The sequence below is a fragment of the Shewanella sp. SM101 genome (assembly GCF_025654465.1).
GTDB classification, from domain to species: domain Bacteria; phylum Pseudomonadota; class Gammaproteobacteria; order Enterobacterales; family Shewanellaceae; genus Shewanella; species Shewanella oncorhynchi.
In genome coordinates, this window is record NZ_JAKKRH010000009.1 from 1 (window position 1) to 19,628 (window position 19,628).

A 19,628-nucleotide genomic window follows, 5' to 3' on the forward strand; every position below is an offset into this window, starting at 1 on the left:
GGAAATCTGTTATTCCAAGGCGCCGCTATAAGAATACACCTCAAGAAAGAGTCGATTGGTGCTTATATCGGTATCGACATTTAGTGGAGAATGCTTTTGGAAGAATTAAGCACTATCGAGCAATATCAACAAGATATGACAAGCTAGCAAGAAATTACGCCAGTATGGTGTCACTGGCGTTTATGTTAATGTGGCTGCCGATGTATTGCTGAACAACATTTGTACAGCAAAGATCAACAGACCCTAGTTCTTGCTTTATCTTCTCAGCGTTCAGTTTTTTGTTTACTCAATTCAAGCAAGGCCTTGGCCGCCGGTGTTAAAGGTAAACTTTGGCGCCAAATAAGCGCCAGATCCCATGTCATTGCGGGCTGCATAGGTTTAAAGACCAGTTTGCTGGTGCTTAATCGATTGCAGATAGGCTCAGGTAAAATAGCGACGCCCATATCGGCTTCGACCATGGCGGCGAGGAAATCCCACTGGCCGCTGCGAAAGGCAATATTGAGTTGAACACCTGCTTTGCGACTGAGGCGATTAATCAGTTTAGCGAGGGAGAAGTCTTCGTTATAGAGGATAAAAGGATAGGGCTGGAAGTCCTGCCATTTTAAGTGGTCTTTCTCGGCTAAGGGATGTCCTTCAGGCAGGCATGCGAGTAAAGGGTACTTAGTTAGGGGTTGGTTGACGAGTTCTGTCTCATGGGTCGTGGGGAGCGCGGTAAAGGCGATATCGAGACTGTTATTGAGCAATGCTTGTTCGCAGCCGAATCCACCGTACTCATACATGTGTAGTTCAACTCCCGGATAACGCTTACGATAGCTAGTGAGCAAACCAATAATAAGACTGCTCATCATAGGACATACACCCAGTCGCAACCGCCCCGATTTAAGACCGCTAAGGTTACTCATGTCCTCCTGCAGCCTATGCCATTGGCCGAGGATTTCCCGTGCACTGTGCTCAAAGAGCTGACCAGCTTGAGTTAACTCAACCTTTTGGTTATTCCGGATCAGCAAGGTTTCACCAAGGCTTTCTTCAAGTCTCTGGATTATTTTGCTTAGTGTCGGCTGGGTGATAAAACATTTCTGCGCGGCGCGGGTAAAGTTTTCAGTTTCCACTAAGGTCAGAAAACACTGTAAGGTCTTGATTGGGATGTTCATGCTCAAATGGAATCCATATTATGGAATTTATTCATTTTACTAATGATAGCCTAAGTATTACTTTGACCTTGTTAACAAAACAGGGGAATACCGATGAAATCAAGTTCAAGTCTGTGGGTAGGTGCTTTGTGGCAGGCGGCTATGCCTGTGGCAAAAGATGTGCAAAACGCTAAAGCGGCGCAAGTAACTAAAACGGCTCCAGCGGGTGATTTGCATAAAGCAAAACAACAAGTAAACCCAGCCTAGGCTGGGTTTTTACTTTTCTGTGTTTTAGATTCTGCTCTTATTTTTATTTCCCTCGATTCTCACTTTGCCTTTTTAACTTCTGCTCAATCCCTTCCTTGGTGAAAGTACTGTTCAGCAACGGACGCTGAACCAGCGATAGACGTTTAGTCTTATATTTACTTGAATACTCATTACTGGCTCTAAGCCAACTCATTAGGATAGGACGCTTAAATAGCAAAAAGCCACCCTAATCAATTCGGGTGGCTTGGCTTTGCAGGGGATGGAGATTTACTTGCCGGAGAATTGATTCTCGACGAGTGGTTGCTTGTTTTCGGCCTGAGCGACATGGCATTGAGTACAGGCATAGTTATGTCCGTTAACTGTGCCTTTATCATCAATCACGTGGGATTTAGCTACTGGTGTGGCTTTCATGCGTTTTGCCTTGTCCCAACTATGGCAGCTTAAACAGCCATTTTTATCTAAGGTGATCTTGTAATCGTCCTTATGTGGGATGAGCGGTGGTTGCTCGCTAAAACTGCGCTCAATAGAGGTGCCGCGACTAGGATAAATCGCCATGGCATCGGCTGGGCGAATGTCGGTGATCGCCATGTTTCCTGCGAGGGATTGAATATTAACTGGTGCTACGTTGGTGTCGGTTTGCTGACCTGAACAGCCGGTAATGGCGACGAGTAACGCAGTTAAGGTGAGTATTTTTCTCATTGGTTATTCTCCGCCTTGAAGACTTTCACTGGGCATTTTTTAAAGTCAGTTTCTTTTGACAGGGGATCGGTTGCATCCAATATCAGTTTGTTGACTAACTGGCGCGCATCGAAGAAAGGCATAAATACTACGCCGCGTGGCGGTTTGTTACGGCCTTTGGTTTCAACTCGGGTTTTCACTTCACCGCGCGGTGAGGCCACTATGACTTCGTCACCACGTTGTACGCCGCGAGCTTTCGCATCTTCTGGATGCATGAAAATTTGCGCGTCGGGGTAGGCACGGTAAAGCTCTGGTACGCGGGCTGTCATCGAGCCAGTGTGCCAATGCTCCAGCACGCGGCCAGTCGACATCCATAAATCGTATTCTTCATTCGGCTCTTCGGCGGCGGGCTCATAGGGCAGGGCGAAAATCACCGCTTTGCCATCTGGCTTGCCATAGAATTTAAAGCCTTCACCCGCTTTGACATAAGGATCGCTCCCCTCAACGAAACGACGCAGCGTTTCTTTGCCATTAACGACTGGCCAGCGTAGGCCGCGGGTTTCGTGGTAACGGTCAAAGTCGGCTAAATCATGGCCATGGCCACGACCGAAAGCTGCATATTCTTCGAAAATGCCTTTTTGCAGGTAGAAACCGAAGTGTTCGCTCTCATCGTTTAATTCGGCTTTGCAATCGGAAGTTGGGAACTTGTCGATCACGCCATTGGCAAATAGCACTTCATATAAGGTTTTATCCGCGTATTCCGGTTGTTTGGCTATCAGTTCGGCTGGCCAGACTTCGGAGACTTTGAATCGTTTCGAAAATTCGACTAGTTGCCACAGATCTGAGGTTGCGCCTTCTGGGGCTTTTACTTGCTGATGCCACATATGAGTACGGCGCTCGGCGTTGCCGTAAGCTCCTTCTTTTTCAACCCACATTGCTGTTGGCAAAATTAAATCTGCCGCCATGGCTGTGATGGTTGGATAAGGATCTGAAACCACGATAAAGTTTTCTGGGTTACGAAAGCCAGGGTAAATCTCATCGTTGATGTTAGGGCCTGCCTGCATATTATTGGTACACATGGTCCAGTAGCAGTTGAGCTTGCCATCTTTGAGCATACGGCTCTGGAGTACGGCATGGTAGCCAGGTTTGGCGGGAATGGTCCCTTCAGGCACTTGCCATAGCTTTTCGGTAATGGCGCGGTGCTTGTCGTTAGTGACTTCCATATCGGCGGGTAAACGGTGGGCGAAAGTACCGACTTCACGTGCAGTACCGCAAGCCGAAGGTTGACCTGTTAATGAGAAAGGACTGTTACCCGGTGTGGCAATTTTGCCCGTGAGCAAATGGATGTTGTAAAGCATGTTGTTCGCCCACACGCCGCGAACGTGTTGGTTAATGCCCATGGTCCACAGGCTCATGATTTTCACCTTAGGGTCGGCATAGGCTTTGGCTAAAATCTCCAGCTTCTCTGGCTCGACGCCACTCATCTTAGCGGCATATTCCAGCGTATAAGTGCTGACAAACTTGGCATACTCGTCAAAGCTAATGGGCGTGGATTTACCATTGCCCGGATTTTTGGCTTTTTTCTCTAACGGATGTTCGGGACGCAGACCATAGCCAATATCGTCAACCCCAAGGGCAAACTTAGTGTGTTTGGTGACAAAGTCGGTATTAACGGCTTTATTTTCAATAATGTAATTGGCGATATAGTTGAGGATCACTAAGTCCGACTGTGGGCGGAACACCATAGGGTTATCGGCTAAATCGAAGCTGCGGTTCTCAAAGGTCGACAGCACATGCACTCGGCACGTTGGACTGCTTAAACGTCTATCGGATATTCGTGCCCACAGAATTGGGTGCATCTCCGCCATGTTTGCGCCCCAGAGCACAAACTGATCGGCGGCTTCTAAATCGTCATAACAACCCATGGGCTCATCGATACCGAAGGTGCGCATAAAGCCGCCTACGGCTGAGGCCATGCAGTGGCGCGCATTGGGATCTATGTTGTTGGTAAGGAAACCTGCTTTATGAAGTTTAGAGGCGGCATAACCTTCCCAAATAGTCCATTGACCAGAGCCAAACATACCTACCGACGTCGGGCCTTTGGTGGCGAGACTGTGTTTCCATTTCGCGGCCATAGTATCGAAGGCCACATCCCAGCTGACTGGGGTGAACTCACCTTCTTTATGGTATTTGCCGTCTTTCATCCGCAGCAATGGCGTGGTTAATCTGTCCTTGCCGTACATGATTTTTGATAGGAAATAACCTTTAATACAGTTAAGGCCACGGTTGACTGGACTTTCAGGATCGCCCTTAGTGGCGACCACTTTGCCCGCTTGGGTGCCCACTAATACGCTACACCCCACACCGCAGAAACGGCAGGGAGCTTTATCCCACTTGATACTGTCAGCTTGTTCGGCGGCTTCGACCATCTTAATGGGAAGTGTGACGCCAACGGCCGTCGCAGCGGCAACCGCTGCGTTGGCCTTGAGAAACTCGCGGCGGCTTATGCTCATAATATTTCCTCACTCTCTTGTACTAAGGGTTCTACTTGGTGGTAAATCAAGCTGGCAGATAACACGCCGGACAGGGCATTGATGGCTTCAATATTGTCAAGAATCGCTCTTTGGCTACTCCCTTCTAGGGTAACGACCAATTTTCCTTCGGGTGTAATTGCATGAATATCAGTACCCACTAATGCGCGGATATTGGCTTCAACCTGCTGTAAGGTTTTAGGCGTGGCATGCACCACAAGGCTGGTGACGTGGTATTCCTGACTCATATTGGATGACCTGTAGTAGCGTAAACTCGGTTACTTAAGATTAAAAAGGAGGGTAACCGAGTGCTGATACTGGCGAGTCTAGACCTGATAAAAAATGTGGGTATACCTCACAAGAGGTATTGAAAGCGATAGTCGATCCGGATCAAAGTTTTGCGAGTGATCTAACTCCCAGTTTGATATTTAAGCGGTTAGCACTGTCGTCACTAGGACATAGTGAGGAGTACATTTATGGAGAATACTATTGTGCATATCTGGAACCCGTGAACATTAACGGAAGCACAAGTGTGTAGATAGGAATCCTATACTTTTTACCAATTACAGGTGTTTATAAAATTTCTGAGTAAGAGCAATAGCTGACGTGCATGTTTGCAAAATCCTTCGATAGAACATATTTAGGAATAATTAGTTATATTCACATTGTTTAGTATATATAAGACGTTAATAGCCCGTTAGCTCCATATAACCCGTACCTGTATGGCTGCCAGAGAGATGCACTGGGCCTTCCCAGTAGGGCGTTGATAATGGCATAGCGCTATTGGGATTGAGCGGGGTGATAGTGATATCGATATTTTCGCTGGGGATTTTGACTTGCCAGCTAACGGGATAGTCGCCATTGACTGTGTGTTGCCATCTAAGAGGCGTCATCTGAATGTCATTGGGATTGTCAGTGGAATTAATGTTGCGCCCTGTGCCATCGGCAAACATTCTTCTGGCGCTATAAAATGCTGAGATAGGTGCATTCTTTGCGGACTCTGCCGGAGACTGATCCCGTAGCTGAAACAACATCAGCGTCGAGCCATCATTTAACCTGAGCGCGAACCAATCCCAGCCCTGTTGCGTTTTAGTGAGGAATTGCGAGCTCCATTCCCTGTCGAGCCAACCTTGGCCTGTGACTTGCTCCACTTTGCCATTGCGGTTGATTTCACCTGAAATTTCAATAAAGGGTTGGCTGTAATAGTAAGAGGCTACTTGGCCGTCGCGGCTTTTAAGGCTATAGCCGTTAACGCCTTGGTATTGCAGTGGCGCTTGGCTATTAAGCTGAAGTCGATAGCTAAAATCAGAATTCTCCACCGTTAAGGTCGCGGGAAAGAGTGCATTGGTTTCGCTCTGCCAGTGCCAGTTATCGAGGCGGATTTGATAAGGATCTAATTTTACCTCGGCAAACTCGCTATGACGGCGTGACCACTTTTCATTGGCCAAGTGAGCATTACTCGAGGTTAATGCACTGTGGGCTAAATAAAGCTGCTGAGTTTTCCATGTGGATTCATTTTTAGCTATCACATCTGTTCCTTGCGGAACAGTTGTTTGTGGTGCTATTGCTTGCTGATCAGTGGGTTTTAGGGCGACCCTAAACTGCGTCCACTGGGCGCCGAGTTGCTCACCTGTTTCTGTAGTTAAATTTGCGGTTAGATACCACCATTCTTGGCGAAAACTGTTATGTGCCAAGTGATCCCGCGGAAATTCAAATCTATTGCCGGGAACAACAGGCGTAAAAGCTAAATCATCTTGATTAGTAGAGGTTTTCCCCACCACATTGGCCATGGATTTGGATTGAGTGTTTTGCGTTGATGGCGTTTTATCGCAGCCGCCGATCAGCATTAACCCAACCACTGCCCATACAATACTGTTCAGATTGAGTGTTTTCATCACAGGGTCTCCTGCTGCAGACTGGCGACCAATGGCTTGCGGGTTTGCCAATACAGCGGCAAGAGCACGGCTAAGGTACAGGTGGTTAAGGCTATCAGTATTGCATGGCCGTAAGCTTGCCAATCCCAAATCATTTTTATCGTCCAACCAAAGGCTTGCAAGGTGATCTTGTTGATGAGTAGGTAACCTAACAGTGCACCCGTTGGCATAGCGAGCAGGCAAGTGATCAGCACTACAATCAGCATCTGCATAAACACCATACCGCGCAGCGCATTACGACTGACGCCTAGGGAATACAGTCGTGCCAGTGGCGCTTGCCGTGCCTGAGTTAACATTAAACAGGCACTAAAAAGACCAATCGCGGCGACAATTAGCGTCAAACTATTCAGCACTAAGGTAATGGAAAAAGTGCGTTTAAACATGGCGATAGCTTGGGTTTTAATCTTAGTTTGGCTGTAGATTTGTGCTTGCGATAAGCCTAACTCGGCAGCCAGTTGGATTTGTAGTTCATCGAGATCCTCTTCACTGATCTCACTGCCTTGCTCTTTACCGTAAAAATTCGCTGCCAGACTGATTGGCAGTACAGGTAATTGTGCCTTTTGCCAAAGTGGCTGGCTGATAATCACCTCGTTGCGGGTATTACCGTGGTCATAATAAATGCCGCCGATAATAGCTTGGCTGCTATCGGTTTGCTTAAGCGCATCCAATGACACGCTATCGCCAAGCTGCAATTGGTATTTGATGGCTAAGGGCTCGCTCACTAAGATCACGGGGGCATTAAAGTAGGATTGCCACAGAGTCGGCAGGCTTTCTTTTAGTGCACTGGTGTGGCGAATCGAATATTCATCACGGCTAAGTAGGCTAATTGGAATCGTCAACTCGCTCGAATTATCCGTCGATACTGGGAGTGAAAGCTGGGCTTCAATTTGCCACTGCTGATAAAGACCGCTGACTCTTGGATCGTGCATCAATTGGGTTTGAATCGTGTCGATACGCTGGCTCGGTGGGCGGATATAGAGATCGGCATGCAGGCGAGTTTCTAGCCAAGTTCGCAGGGTTTGCTCGAAGCTACCCACTAGGGTGTTCATCGACACATTGGCACTGAGCGCCAGTAAGATCGCCATCATTGCAAGGGAAAGCGGTGCAATAAGCTCACGGGTTTCGGCGAGCAGATATTGCCATAATCCAGGACGTGCCAAGGGCATTAACGCACTGACGCCCCAATGCAATAATTGCGGCAACAATAAGGGAATAGCGATAGCGACGATACCGAGCAACACTAAGCTGATGTTATAGCTTTGACTGAAGGGAAACAGCAACGCCGCTAAGGTCAATAAGCCACAGGCTAAGGCAAATTGAATGCTATGGGTTTTGCGGTGTGCCTGCATTTGTTGATAACGATTCGCCCCTTGCGCAAGCGCTTGGCGCGTAAGATCTAAATACAAGGGCAAGCAAGCGGCGAGCGCGGCAATTAAGGTGAGGACAATTGCCTCAAAAAGCCAAGTCCATTGCCAAATACCGGGGAGCAAGTGGGCGCCATACATTTGCTCTAAGGTCATGGCGACCATAGGTTGCAGCCAGTGGCTGAGTTGCAAACCACTGATAAAGCCCAGACTTGAACCTATGACAACCAACAAAATCAACTCGAACATCAGTGCCGTCATCAAGGCGCGGCGCTCTATTCCCTGTTGCAATAACTGCACTAACAGTTTTTGCCGTTTCATTAGGCTGTAGCGCACACCGTTATAGGCGATAAAGAGGCCGACAACGAAGGCTAACATGCTCATAGCATTAAGATTAAGGTGAAAACTGCGGGTCAATGCTATCAGTGCTTGGCCTTGATCCTGTTGGCTAAAGCTGGCCTTTTGGGGCGTAATCCCTAAAGCGTCGAGTTGGGATTTTAGTTTAGGTAGGTTTTCTCGCTCACTGAACATGGCGATATAGCTCAATCTGCCTTGCATGTTTAGTAATCGCTGGGCGAGGGAAATATCGGCCAAGATGGCGCTGCCGAGGCCAAAATCATCATCAATTGCAATAACGTCTAAGGTGCTATTTTCTAAAGCAAGTTTACCGTCGGGCGCTACTTTGGCGGCTAGGCTGCGGCTCATTATCACTGTGGGTGCGCCATTCAGCAGATCGGCAAGCGGTAAGGCATTCATCTGCGGCGAGGTGGTTGATTGCGTTTCACTCGAGGCGTTACTTCTCGATTTTTGTAGCGTTAATGCGGCAATCAGATCGCTGCCTTCCAGTTGCCAAAACTGACCATTCTTACCGGAGATTTTGCCATTCACGATGGCGAGACTCTGACTCAATCCGGCTCGTCTCAAGGCGAAATAGACAGATTCATCTAAGGTGTTTTGTCCTAGGGGCGGCGTGAGTAGTACATCGGCGCGTTGACTCAAAAGCTCAGTCGCATCGCTATAGCTGCGCACGGCATTATCGTTGGTCGCTTTAACCCCAATAAGTAGCGTCACGGCCAAGGCGATACCGAGCAGAATGGCTCCTGCTTGTATGGGCGCATGGCGATAATGGGCGATAAACACCTTTAGGCTGATCCACGTTAACCTAAGCCACGTCAGCCTCAGCCAAGTCTGCTGAAGTCCAGCAGATGTTGCTTTCGTGAGCGGTTTATTGTTCATAGATAGCGACTGCACCTTGGGATAAGTGCCAACGTTTTTGCATAAAGGCGGCGCACTCTTCGCTGTGGGTGACCATTAAGATACTGGTTTGGCTTTCCCGTGCCAGTTCACACAGTAATGCCATGACTTGCTTACCCGATACATCATCTAAGTTACCTGTGGGTTCGTCGGCCAGCAGTAACGTCGGTTTATGGGCTAAGGCGCGGGCGATGGCGACCCGCTGTTGTTGACCGCCGGACAGGGCTTCAACTGGGCGATGAAGTAATGGTAAGAGCCCGAGTTTTTCAACCAGATAGTCACACCAAGCTGACCATGGCTGCGCGGTTAAACTTAAGGAGAAGGCGATATTGTCTTTCACGTTTAGGGGCGTGAGTAAGTTAAATTGCTGAAACACAACGCCCAAGGAATTACGTCTGAAACGGCTCCAATCTTTGTCTTGCCAAGTTGAGGTGGACGCTTGTTCTAGCAAGATTTCACCCGAGTCTGGCATTTCAAAACCGGCGATCAGGTTGAGTAAGGTGCTTTTGCCGCTACCGCTGGGACCTGTAAGCGCCACGGTTTCACCTCTGTGGATCTGTAGATTAACCGCTTGCAGTACTTGATGATATTGCTCACCATCACGAAAGCCTTTGGTTACTTGGTTAAGCTTAGCGACGTCGGCCATTGAGCAACTCCTTTATATTCATTGGCGGCGGGTGTGGTAAGCAGTGTTTCAAACTGCGGCGGCAACTTACTTAGTGGCCGCAATTTAGCATTGCCATTCTATGTTCAAGATAAAGCATTTTCTATTCAGATAGATACTGATTTTTCTTGTAATAGGATCATCCACTGAGTAACAAAACATAAATCGTCATTTGGTGTAAAAATAGTCAACTGGATTAAATCCTCCGCGAACTGTGAGCAAACGGCTTGAGCTGACGCCGCATTTGTTGCATTCTGTGCGTCCTGTTAGCTTGGGAGTCAATCTCAATCTAACAATCCGTTCGGATGAAGGTAGCAGGAGAGTGGGGAATTGACCCCACACCGACGAGGCAACTTTGGTTTTACAGAAGCGAGTCTTCTTATAAAAACAAAGCACTCTTTCAGGTGCCGATAGGCGTGGACTGTTACTGGACGAGCCTCTGGAGAGACTACCAGTTGCACTCATTGTGCAATCAGGTGGCGCCGAAGGCGAAAGTGTCGTGGTGTTATTGTATAACCTGCGACGCGAAACGCTCAGGCAAAAGGACAGAGGAGAGGATGACTGCACAGTCCCTGTCGTTTGTCGTCGTGGGCTATTTTTACTCTTTTGCTTGAGATGGAGTACTTTTGCTCTTATTGAAAGCACTCGTGTAGAGCTCTCGCTTGCTACGCTTTTAGCGTTCAGCTTAGGCGATTCTCGGCCGAGATTAGGTCAAAATAGTTTGCAATAGCGTCCGACTGCGGCGCGTCACAGCCATTTCTTTTCCTCCTCCGTTTATTAATTTTGTTGTTTAATATTCGAGGAATATCATGAGTTTTCAAGCTTTACTTGCCAGTATTAATGGCATCGTCTGGGGCCCAATTACCCTTTGTTTGCTGGTGGGTACCGGGGTTTACCTTACTGTGCGTCTCAAGCTTATCCAAGTATTTCGTCTGCCGATGGCGATGGGATTGTTGTTTAAACCTGCCAAAGGTCATGGGGATTTATCTTCCTTTGCCGCGCTTTGTACGGCGCTGTCCGCCACTATCGGTACCGGTAATATTGTTGGCGTGGCGACGGCAATAAAAATGGGTGGCCCTGGGGCGTTATTTTGGATGTGGTTGGCGGCATTTTTCGGCATGGCGACTAAATATGCCGAGTGTATGCTCGCGGTAAAGTACCGTACCACCGATGCTCGTGGGCAGATTGCGGGTGGCCCTATGTATTATATCGAGCGCGGCCTTGGTCTGCCTTGGATGGCGAAATTGTTTGCTCTCTTTGGGGTTGGTGTGGCCTTTTTCGGTATCGGTACTTTTGCACAGGTTAACGCCATCAGCGATGCACTGACGATTGCCTTTGAGGTGCCGACTTGGTTGACTGCAACTGTGTTGACTGTGTTAGTTGCCGCAGTCACTTTGGGTGGCGTAAAGCGCATTTCAAATGTGGCGCAAAAACTTGTGCCTGCGATGTCGATTGGTTATGTGCTGGCCTGCGTGTGGATCTTAGTCGGTTTCTCCGAGCAGATTTTACCCGCCTTAGCTTTAGTGCTTGAATCTGCCTTTACGCCACTCTCAGCTGCGGGGGGCTTTTTAGGGGCGACAGTCGCACAGGCGATTCAAATCGGTATTGCCCGCGGTGTGTTCTCGAACGAATCTGGATTAGGTAGTGCACCCATTGCCGCCGCTGCCGCGAAGACCAATGAACCCGTTGAGCAAGGTTTGGTCAGCATGACGGGTACTTTCTTCGATACCATTATCATTTGCACTATGACGGGCTTAGTGCTGATCATCACTGGGGTATGGAGTGGTGAGACGGCGGGTGCCGCGATGACGAGTGCTGCTTTTGCTCTGGGAGGTTCAGCGCTTGTGGGTCAGTATTTGGTGACGATTGCGCTAGTGTGTTTTGCGTTTACAACGATTTTGGGCTGGCATTATTATGGTGAACGCTGTTGGTATTACTTAGTCGGTGAGCGCGGGCTACGCATGTATCAAGTGGTGTTTTTGGTGCTGATTGCCGGTGGTGCTTTTATCAAACTGGATGTGATTTGGTTGTTGGCCGATACGGTTAATGGTTTGATGGCTATCCCTAACTTGATCGCCATAGTGGGCTTGAGGCATATCATTATCGCCGAAACCCAAAGCTATTTTGCTCGTATCTTACCTAATCAAACCTTAGAGACGGCTTCTTAGAGACGGCTTATTAGTGTTTTTAAAACAATAAATTACTTCACATTATTTTAACTTTGACATTGTCGCCACTAAATTCTTCGTTTACTTTATAAGTGCTATTTTTAAATGCAGTGTTTATAAAATCGAGGGCTTTAGGGCGACGCCATGGAAAAAAGTAAACTTCGTACTTTTCGCAGCAGGATATTATCCCACATAGCCTTGCCTCTCATTTTAATTATGGCGAGTGTCTATGGTGTAAACGCTTGGTTTAGTTATATCTCCTCAGAGAATCGGCTTTACCATAGCCTGACACAAGAGGCGAGTCATTCGGCTTCTCGTCTGCAGTTTCTGCTCGAGCATGCGCAGGCCAACACCCAAGGTCTTGCTGATTTTATTGGTTTTTTGTCAAGTAAAGAAGACATGAATGACACTGAGAGTGTTAAAAGTGTCTTGATGAATCGAGTCAAACGTCATCCTGATTTTTTTGGCTCTGCAGTCGCATTTAAACCCAACACCTTTCCTAATCGCAAGCTCTTTTCTCCCTATGTTTACCGCGATACAAGTGGTGGTAACGATTTACACTACCTCGATATTGGCGCTGAAGGCTACGACTATACCGATGGCACTTGGGATTGGTGGAGTAAGGCTATCAATCAAACGAACGGTTATTGGTCAAAGGCATACTTTGATGAGGGGGCGGGAAATATTCTGATGTTGACCTATTCGGCTCCTTTTGGTGAGGTAGGTAATTATTTTGGGGTCGCCACGGTTGATTTAGCTTTAGATGAATTGCCAAAACAATTGGGGATTGCACCAAATCGTCTGGTGGTTTTAGACGATCAAGGGCGGCTTATTTATCATATAGATAAAGAAAAAGTACTGGCAACGACTTCAGCCCAGTGGCTCGATAAGAATAAAAATGCCGATTTTTGGACGCTACAGGATAAAAGGCTTGATGGTCAAACAAGGTTTGCTGATAACCAAGATGTTGTTTATCTTGCGAGTATTGTGACTGTACCGCAACTAAAGTGGCGTGTGATTGTATTAGCGCCAGAACAAGATTTATTCAACTCCCTGCTTGATGATCTAGCATCTATCATCCTCAATTTAAGTTTATTAACCCTCTTATTATTGCTGACCTGTTATCTGGCGGCGAAACGATTAACTCGGCCGTTAGAGCTACTCGAGTCGGGTATCTTGTCTTTTGGACAGGGTAAAGCTCAGCAGCTTATTGTACCTAAAGGTGCCGTGAGTGAAATAGTGACGCTGAGTACTACCTTCAATCAAATGGCGGAATTACTCGCAGAACGTGAACAAGCCATTCTTGATTCCCGCGGTAATCGCTTTGCGCGCCTAATTGATGGCATGAGTGAAAAGTCTTTCTACTGTTCCCTCGAACCCAATGGTCAACTCGCCCAGGTCAGTGAGGGGGTAACTAAGGTGTTGGGGATTACCCCTGATTTGCTCAAGCGTAAATATCAAAGGCTCTTCTCGGCTAATCCCCTCAATGAGAAAAACTGGGAATATACCGATTTGGCCTTAAAGGGCCAAAATGTGCCTTCGCACCAAGTGGAAATGCTGGATGAAAAAGGGCATTTAAGAAGGCTCGATGTGTTTATGCAGCCATTATTATCAGATACGGGTGAGTTAATGTCGGTGGAGATGTTATTTACCGATGTCACTGAGCAGTTTTCGGCGGCAGTCTGGTCAAATGCCGTACTAGAAGCCGCTCCCGAGGCCATGCTCATTGTCGACGAACTTGGGAAAATCGTCTTTACTAACAGTCGCTGTCAGCAGCTCTTTGGATACGAAACGGGCGCTATGCTGGGTTTGCAGGTTGAGGCGTTATTGCCGCAAGAGTTAGGAAACGGGCATGTACTTGAGCGGCAAACATTCCTGCGTGAAGGCCGCGATAGAGGCATGGCAAATGCGCGTCATGTTCGGGCGTTAAAAGCCGATGGTAATGAATTTATTGCGGAAATAGCGCTGAGTATTCTTCCCCCTGCCTTTGATGGACAAAGGCAAGTGGCGGCTTCAATACGCGATATGACGCAAAAACTGGCCGTTGAGCAGAAGATCCGTGATAGCGAACAGCGTTTTCGTGGCTTAGTGACTAATATTCCCGGCGCCGTTTATCGGACTCGTATCGCGGATGTATGGTTCATGGAATATATTAGTGACAATATTGCTGAGATTACGGGTTATGCAGCGAGTCAGTTTATTGAAAATCGCCAACGTACTTTTGCTTCGCTGATTTTAGAAGAGGATCGGCCTACATGTCATTTGCATATTGATAGAGCACTCGCGCAGCAAGAAACCTTTGAAGTGGAATATCGTATCCGCCATCGCGATGGCAGTGTGCGCTGGGTGCATGAGAAAGGTAAGGCAAGTTATACCGAAGAGGGCGTTCCACTTTGGTTCGACGGCAGTATTGATGACATCACAGAGAGTAAGCTTGCTATAGGACAGCTAGAGGCTTCACGCCTGCAATTGACCAATATTACAGAGTCTATTCCTTGTACCGTATACCAATTGTTATGGCACTCGTCTACTGATCGTAGATTTACCTTTCTCTCTGGTGCGGCAATGAAAATGTTGGGGCTACATCGTGATGATCTTATTAGTAATTTTGACACCATCGCTGAGCGGATTTTTGATGAAGAAAGGCCGGACGTCGTACGGGCACTTTCAGGTAAGAGTGAAGATAGGTTTCAATGGATCTGCGAGTTTCGTTATCGCCATCCCAATGGCAGCATACGTTGGATGGAGGCGGGGGCGAGCGGCCATGTAGAAGAAGATGGCGCCATTACTTGGAATGGGTATGTAATGGACATCACCCAACGCAAGAGCATAGAACAAGAGTTAGCCCTCAGTGAAGCGCACTTTAAGGCACTGTTCGATGGTGCGACCATTGGTATCGTCAATGTGGATGTTAAAGGCGTTATCTTAGATTGTAATGACCAATTCTGTGCCGATATGGCGCGGTCACGGGAGAGTTTACGCAATACCGCAATTTTTGAGGTCCTTAGCGCGCAAGATAAGCTTATTGCCAAAGAGCAATTTAAGGAATTGGTCGGTGGCAAAATTGACCATTATCGTGGCGAGAGAAGCTTTATTCGTCCTTCTGGTGCGCCTTTATGGATGACGGTCAATGTGTCGGCACTGTTAGATGCCCAAGGACAATTTGAATCGGCTGTGATCAGCATGGTCGATATGACAGAGCTTAAATTGCTTTCCGATGAACTGTTACTTGCCAAAGAGCAAGCCGATGCCGCCAGTAAAGCCAAGGGTGACTTCTTGGCGAATATGTCCCACGAAATACGCACCCCAATGAATGCCATTATCGGTATGTCGCAGCTGTGCTTGCAGACTCAGCTTGATCAAAAACAGAAAAATTATGTAGAGAAGATTGAGCGGGCATCGCAGTCTCTACTATCAATTATCAATGATATTCTCGATTTCTCTAAGATTGAAGCGGGTAAGCTCGACATCGAATCTGTGCCATTTCAGCTCGATACTATGCTGGAAGATCTCAGCGATATGTTCTCTGAGAAAGCCGCCCACAAGCAGATTGAATTGTTATTTGCAGTCGCCCCTAACGTGCCGCGTTACTTATATGGTGATTCTCTGCGATTAGGGCAAGTGTTGATTAATCTGATGAATAACGCCATTAAATTCACCGAACGGGGTGAGGTGTTATTGTCGCTAAGTTTAGTTGAGCAACAAGATGATGATGTCGTGCTGCGTTTTAGCGTGCGTGACAGCGGCATAGGCTTAACTGAGCAGCAGCAAGCAAAATTATTTAAATCCTTTACCCAAGCGGATACTTCAACCACCCGTAAATACGGTGGTACAGGCTTAGGCTTGGCTATTTGCAAGCAACTCGTTGAACTCATGGGGGGCAATATTGGTGTCGAAAGTCAATTTGGTCATGGCAGCACCTTCTATTTCACTGTGAAGTTACAAATTTCCGAGGGCCAAAAATTAGTGCTTGAGCAAGAGCTTGAGGGCATGTCTGTGCTGGTGGTAGATGATAACGCGACCGCTAGGGACATAATGCGTACAACGCTCGAAAGTATGGGCTTTAGAGTCGATACGGTTCGTTCAGGTGAAGAAGCAATAAGCCGCTGCTTACTGCAGACCTATGAAGTGGCATTAATCGATTGGAAAATGCCCAATATGGACGGGTTAGAAACCGCCCGTCAGATCCAACTACAGGCTAAGTCTCAGCCTAAGATCTTGATGGTATCCGCCCATGCGAATCATGAATTTATCACTCAAATTGAGCAATTAGCACTGGCGGGGTACATAAGTAAACCCATCAGCGCCTCACGCATGCTCGATGGCATAATGAATGCGATTGGCCGTGAAGGCATATTGCCAGTAAGACGCCGCACTGAAGAGCTGGCTCCGCAGTTATTATTACCACTTCAAGGGAAGCGTATCTTATTAGTGGAAGATAACGAGATGAACCTTGAAGTCGCCAGCGAGTTTTTAGAGCAAGTGGGGATTATTTTATCCATAGCGACCAATGGCCAAATTGCCTTAGATAAGCTATCCCAACAGCATTTCGATCTAGTGTTAATGGACTGTCAAATGCCGGTGATGGATGGTTATCAAGCCACTAAAGCGATAAGGAAAAGGCCTGAGTTGGCAAATTTACCTGTCGTCGCTATGACTGCGAATGCGATGGCTGGTGATAGAGATATGTGTCTTCGGGCTGGGATGAATGACCATATTGCCAAGCCCATAGAAGTGAATGTGCTTTATCAAACCCTATTGAAATACCTCGGATCTTCTTCTGGAATTTCTGCAGCGATAAGGGCAGAAGCCTCAACTCGGTTAACTTCGTCCAGCGCACAGGGTGAAGTCAGCAATGGCGCTGATAAAACGGTATTGCTCAAGTGGCCAGAACACCCTGAGCTGGATATCGATAGAGGTTTGCAACTGGTGCAGCATTCGACGCGTCTTTATCAACGAATCTTTGATCGTTTCGTGAGCAGTCAACGTAATGTCGTGGAGCAGGTTCGCAAAGCCATCGCGGCGAATCAAGTCGAAGATGCCGTGCGTATTGCACACACCCTTAAAGGCTTAGCGGGCAATTTAAGTTCGGCAAAATTGGTGGAATTAGCGCGTTTGCTTGAGTTGCATTTAACAGAGAAAGCGTCCTATGAAGATGAATTGATTCAAATTCAACCGCTAGTGACCTCTATCTGCGATGCGATTGAACAGGCTAAGCCTGTGATAGTGAATCAAGCCGAACCTCAAGCCGTTGATTTATTATCTGCTGAAGATTTAAGGGCGGCATTACAGGCCTTGCGGCAGAACTTAGATGATGCCGATGCCAGCGCTGTGGCAAAAATTGATGCGTTAAAGCCGCAGGTAAGTAGTGCAATGTGGCAAGCGTTAACCCCTGCCTTGTCTATGATTAATCAGTATCAGTTTGATGAGGCAATCGACTTAATTGACGATGTAATTACACAGTTAGGATAGAAAGCGGTAGTGCGAATTTATAATGCGTGACATTGAGTGGAGTTGTTAATGGAAAAAGCAACAATATTAGTCGTCGATGACACACCTGAGAATATTGATATTTTGATCGGTATTCTAGGTGATGATTACAAAGTCAAAGTGGCGATCGATGGGCCAAGGGCATTAGCGTTAGTGACAAAATCGCGGCCTGACTTGATTCTACTCGATGTCATGATGCCAGGTATGAATGGCTATGAAGTCTGCAAGCTGCTAAAGCAAGAGCCGCTGACCAGCCATATTCCGGTGATCTTCGTGACCGCCTTATCTGAAATTGCTGATGAAGCCCAAGGTTTTGCATTGGGTGCGGTGGATTACATTACTAAGCCTGTCAGTGCGCCTGTCGTTAAAGCGCGGGTTAAAACACATCTTGCGCTTTATGATCAAAAACGTCTACTCGAACAACAAGTTAAAGTTCGTACTCACGAATTAGAAGAAACCCGTTTCGAGATTATCCGTCGTCTTGGCCGTGCTGCTGAATACAAGGACAACGAGACGGGTCTACATGTTGTGCGTATGAGCCATTACGCCCGCATATTAGCGATAAAGCTCGGCTTACCGACGACCTTTTGTGACTTGATTTTTAATGCGGCGCCTATGCACGATATTGGTAAAATCGGTACGCCCGATGCAGTGCTGAAAAAGCCTGGGAAACTTGATGCGCAGGAATGGGAAATTATGCAGTAGCACGCCGCCATAGGTGCAGAAATTATTGGTGAACATAGCGATCCGTTATTGCAAATGGCCCGTCGTATCGCCTTAACTCACCATGAGAAGTGGGATGGTTCAGGTTACCCCAATGGCTTGGTAGGTGAAGAAATTCCCCTTGAAGGGCGTATCACCGCGATTGCGGATGTGTTCGATGCGCTGACTTCGCAACGGCCTTACAAGCAGGCTTGGACAATTGAAGCAACTATGGAGCTATTTGAAAATCAAGCGGGAAAACATTTCGATCCTAAGCTGGTGGAGGAGTTCAAGCAAATCCTGCCAGAAGCAATTGCCATTAGAGATACTTATTTAGAAAATTGATGCTCGAAGTGCATTGACTAAGGTAAAGGCGCCATTGGCGCCTTTATTCTGCTTCAATATTTTATACTAATCATATTAAATCAAAGTATTACGCTTCATCTAATGAGTAGGGCAGGGCTTGGATCGTTAAATGTGATTGTTCATCGTCGGCAAAACGTAGCTGAGTATCATTAGCCGTGTCATTAGGAAGTACGGCGGTTAACAAGACTTGGTTGCCGCGCTGTACAAACTCAATGATTTGACCGCCACGGCGAAAACTGTCTTCCATCGCGATTTCGAGGCCTGATGCTAGGGTGATTTGAAGATTGGTGTGACCGCGCAAAATATACAGGGCGCGTTTATTACCACCGCGATATTTCATTCGCGCTATGGTTTCTTGCCCCATGTAACAGCCCTTATTGAAGCTGATACCGTTAACCGCTTGTAGATTACACATCTGCGGTACGTACTGGCTGGCATGGCTGGCGGCAAGATTGGGGTAACCCGCTGCAATCTCTAACGCTTGCCATGCACTGGCGTCAAATACACTCAGTTCCGATTGCGCAACTAAAGCCGCTGCGGCATCTGGTGTTAATACTAAAATAAAACGTTCAGCGTCTTTTAAAATCGCACCGTTTTCAATGAGTGTGAGCTCTTGCTGAATGTCACCAAAATGTTTGTTCACGAATTGGCTTGCCTGTTCACCGGCAACCCCGAGCAGAGTCCATTCAGCGGATGCATTGCTTAGGGTGGCTTTACTAAACACGGCATATTTTTGTAACTGGGGTAAATCGACTTCGATGGCATCCTTTGGCATCAACATAAAGAGTGCATCTTGAATGGCAAAGGTTCTGAAACTTGCCAGCATTTTACCTTTAGGATCGCAATGGGCGCCCCAGCGCCATTGATCCGTGGCCAATGAGCTGATGTCTGTGGTCACTTGGCCATGGATAAAACTGCGGCCTTGTTCTCCAACGACTTTGATGAGGCCCAAATGAGATAAGTTGGCAAGCATAAGTGGAGGCAAGGTAGCGTCCAGATCCCAATGGGGCGTAGAAACTGAAATAGTCATAGCGAGATCCTGAAAATGAAGACGATGTGAGAGGCTAGATTGTAACGGAA

General features: G+C 47.3%; 12 protein-coding genes, 1 pseudogene and 1 riboswitch. Of the genes and pseudogenes, 5 read left to right on the forward strand and 8 right to left on the reverse strand.

Annotation, left to right across the window (positions count from 1 at the left end; translation table 11 throughout):
- Window positions 1-212: transposase (locus tag L5M38_RS06635; RefSeq protein ID WP_263163063.1), on the forward strand; the 212-nt coding region annotated here is incomplete at its 5' end.
- A gap of 51 nt (window positions 213-263) precedes the next feature.
- Here L5M38_RS06635 and L5M38_RS06640 read toward each other — a convergent pair.
- On the reverse strand, window positions 264-1,151 hold the full coding sequence (locus tag L5M38_RS06640) for a LysR family transcriptional regulator (protein WP_105251505.1): 888 nt from the start codon (window positions 1,149-1,151) through the stop codon (window positions 264-266).
- A gap of 93 nt (window positions 1,152-1,244) precedes the next feature.
- Between L5M38_RS06640 and L5M38_RS06645 the strand changes: the two genes are divergently transcribed.
- A complete protein-coding gene (locus L5M38_RS06645) occupies window positions 1,245-1,397 on the forward strand; it encodes a hypothetical protein (RefSeq protein ID WP_081729124.1) in 153 nt (50 codons plus the stop codon).
- A 267-nt stretch (window positions 1,398-1,664) separates the two neighbouring features.
- On the opposite strand, the gene L5M38_RS06650 is transcribed toward L5M38_RS06645, so the two are convergent.
- The 6 genes from L5M38_RS06650 to L5M38_RS06675 all read right to left on the reverse strand — a co-directional run bounded on the left by L5M38_RS06650 (window position 1,665) and on the right by L5M38_RS06675 (window position 9,804).
- Window positions 1,665-2,096, reverse strand: coding sequence for a nitrate reductase cytochrome c-type subunit (locus L5M38_RS06650; RefSeq protein WP_263178614.1), 432 nt, complete (start codon window positions 2,094-2,096; stop codon window positions 1,665-1,667).
- Complete coding sequence (napA, locus tag L5M38_RS06655) at window positions 2,093-4,588, reverse strand: nitrate reductase catalytic subunit NapA (protein WP_263178615.1); 2,496 nt, start codon at window positions 4,586-4,588, stop codon at window positions 2,093-2,095. Before napA ends, L5M38_RS06650 begins: the two co-directional genes overlap by 4 nt.
- Complete coding sequence (locus tag L5M38_RS06660; protein ID WP_071940060.1) at window positions 4,585-4,854, reverse strand: chaperone NapD; 270 nt, start codon at window positions 4,852-4,854, stop codon at window positions 4,585-4,587. Before L5M38_RS06660 ends, napA begins: the two co-directional genes overlap by 4 nt.
- A gap of 438 nt (window positions 4,855-5,292) precedes the next feature.
- Entirely contained in the window at window positions 5,293-6,501 is a 1,209-nt protein-coding gene (locus tag L5M38_RS06665; protein ID WP_263178616.1) for a lipocalin-like domain-containing protein, read from the reverse strand.
- Window positions 6,501-9,140, reverse strand: coding sequence for an ABC transporter permease (locus tag L5M38_RS06670; RefSeq protein ID WP_263178617.1), 2,640 nt, complete (start codon window positions 9,138-9,140; stop codon window positions 6,501-6,503). The genes L5M38_RS06665 and L5M38_RS06670 overlap by 1 nt, the downstream gene beginning before the upstream one ends.
- Complete coding sequence (locus L5M38_RS06675) at window positions 9,130-9,804, reverse strand: ABC transporter ATP-binding protein (protein ID WP_263178618.1); 675 nt, start codon at window positions 9,802-9,804, stop codon at window positions 9,130-9,132. Before L5M38_RS06675 ends, L5M38_RS06670 begins: the two co-directional genes overlap by 11 nt.
- Before the next feature lie 447 nt (window positions 9,805-10,251).
- Window positions 10,252-10,381: riboswitch (glycine riboswitch) on the forward strand.
- A 250-nt stretch (window positions 10,382-10,631) separates the two neighbouring features.
- Between L5M38_RS06675 and L5M38_RS06680 the strand changes: the two genes are divergently transcribed.
- From L5M38_RS06680 to L5M38_RS06690, 3 genes and pseudogenes are all read left to right on the forward strand, one after another.
- Window positions 10,632-11,990 (forward strand): alanine/glycine:cation symporter family protein, encoded by a 1,359-nt coding sequence (locus L5M38_RS06680; RefSeq protein ID WP_263178619.1) that lies wholly within the window; start codon window positions 10,632-10,634, stop codon window positions 11,988-11,990.
- Between the two features lie 144 nt (window positions 11,991-12,134).
- Entirely contained in the window at window positions 12,135-17,462 is a 5,328-nt protein-coding gene (locus L5M38_RS06685; protein ID WP_263178620.1) for a PAS domain S-box protein, read from the forward strand.
- A gap of 48 nt (window positions 17,463-17,510) precedes the next feature.
- Window positions 17,511-18,527: pseudogene (locus L5M38_RS06690) on the forward strand (two-component system response regulator).
- Window positions 18,528-18,615: 88 nt separating this feature from the next.
- On the opposite strand, the gene ygfZ reads toward L5M38_RS06690, so the two are convergent.
- On the reverse strand, window positions 18,616-19,578 hold the full coding sequence (gene ygfZ, locus L5M38_RS06695; RefSeq protein WP_173246731.1) for a tRNA-modifying protein YgfZ: 963 nt from the start codon (window positions 19,576-19,578) through the stop codon (window positions 18,616-18,618).
- Window positions 19,579-19,628: the final 50 nt, after the last annotated feature.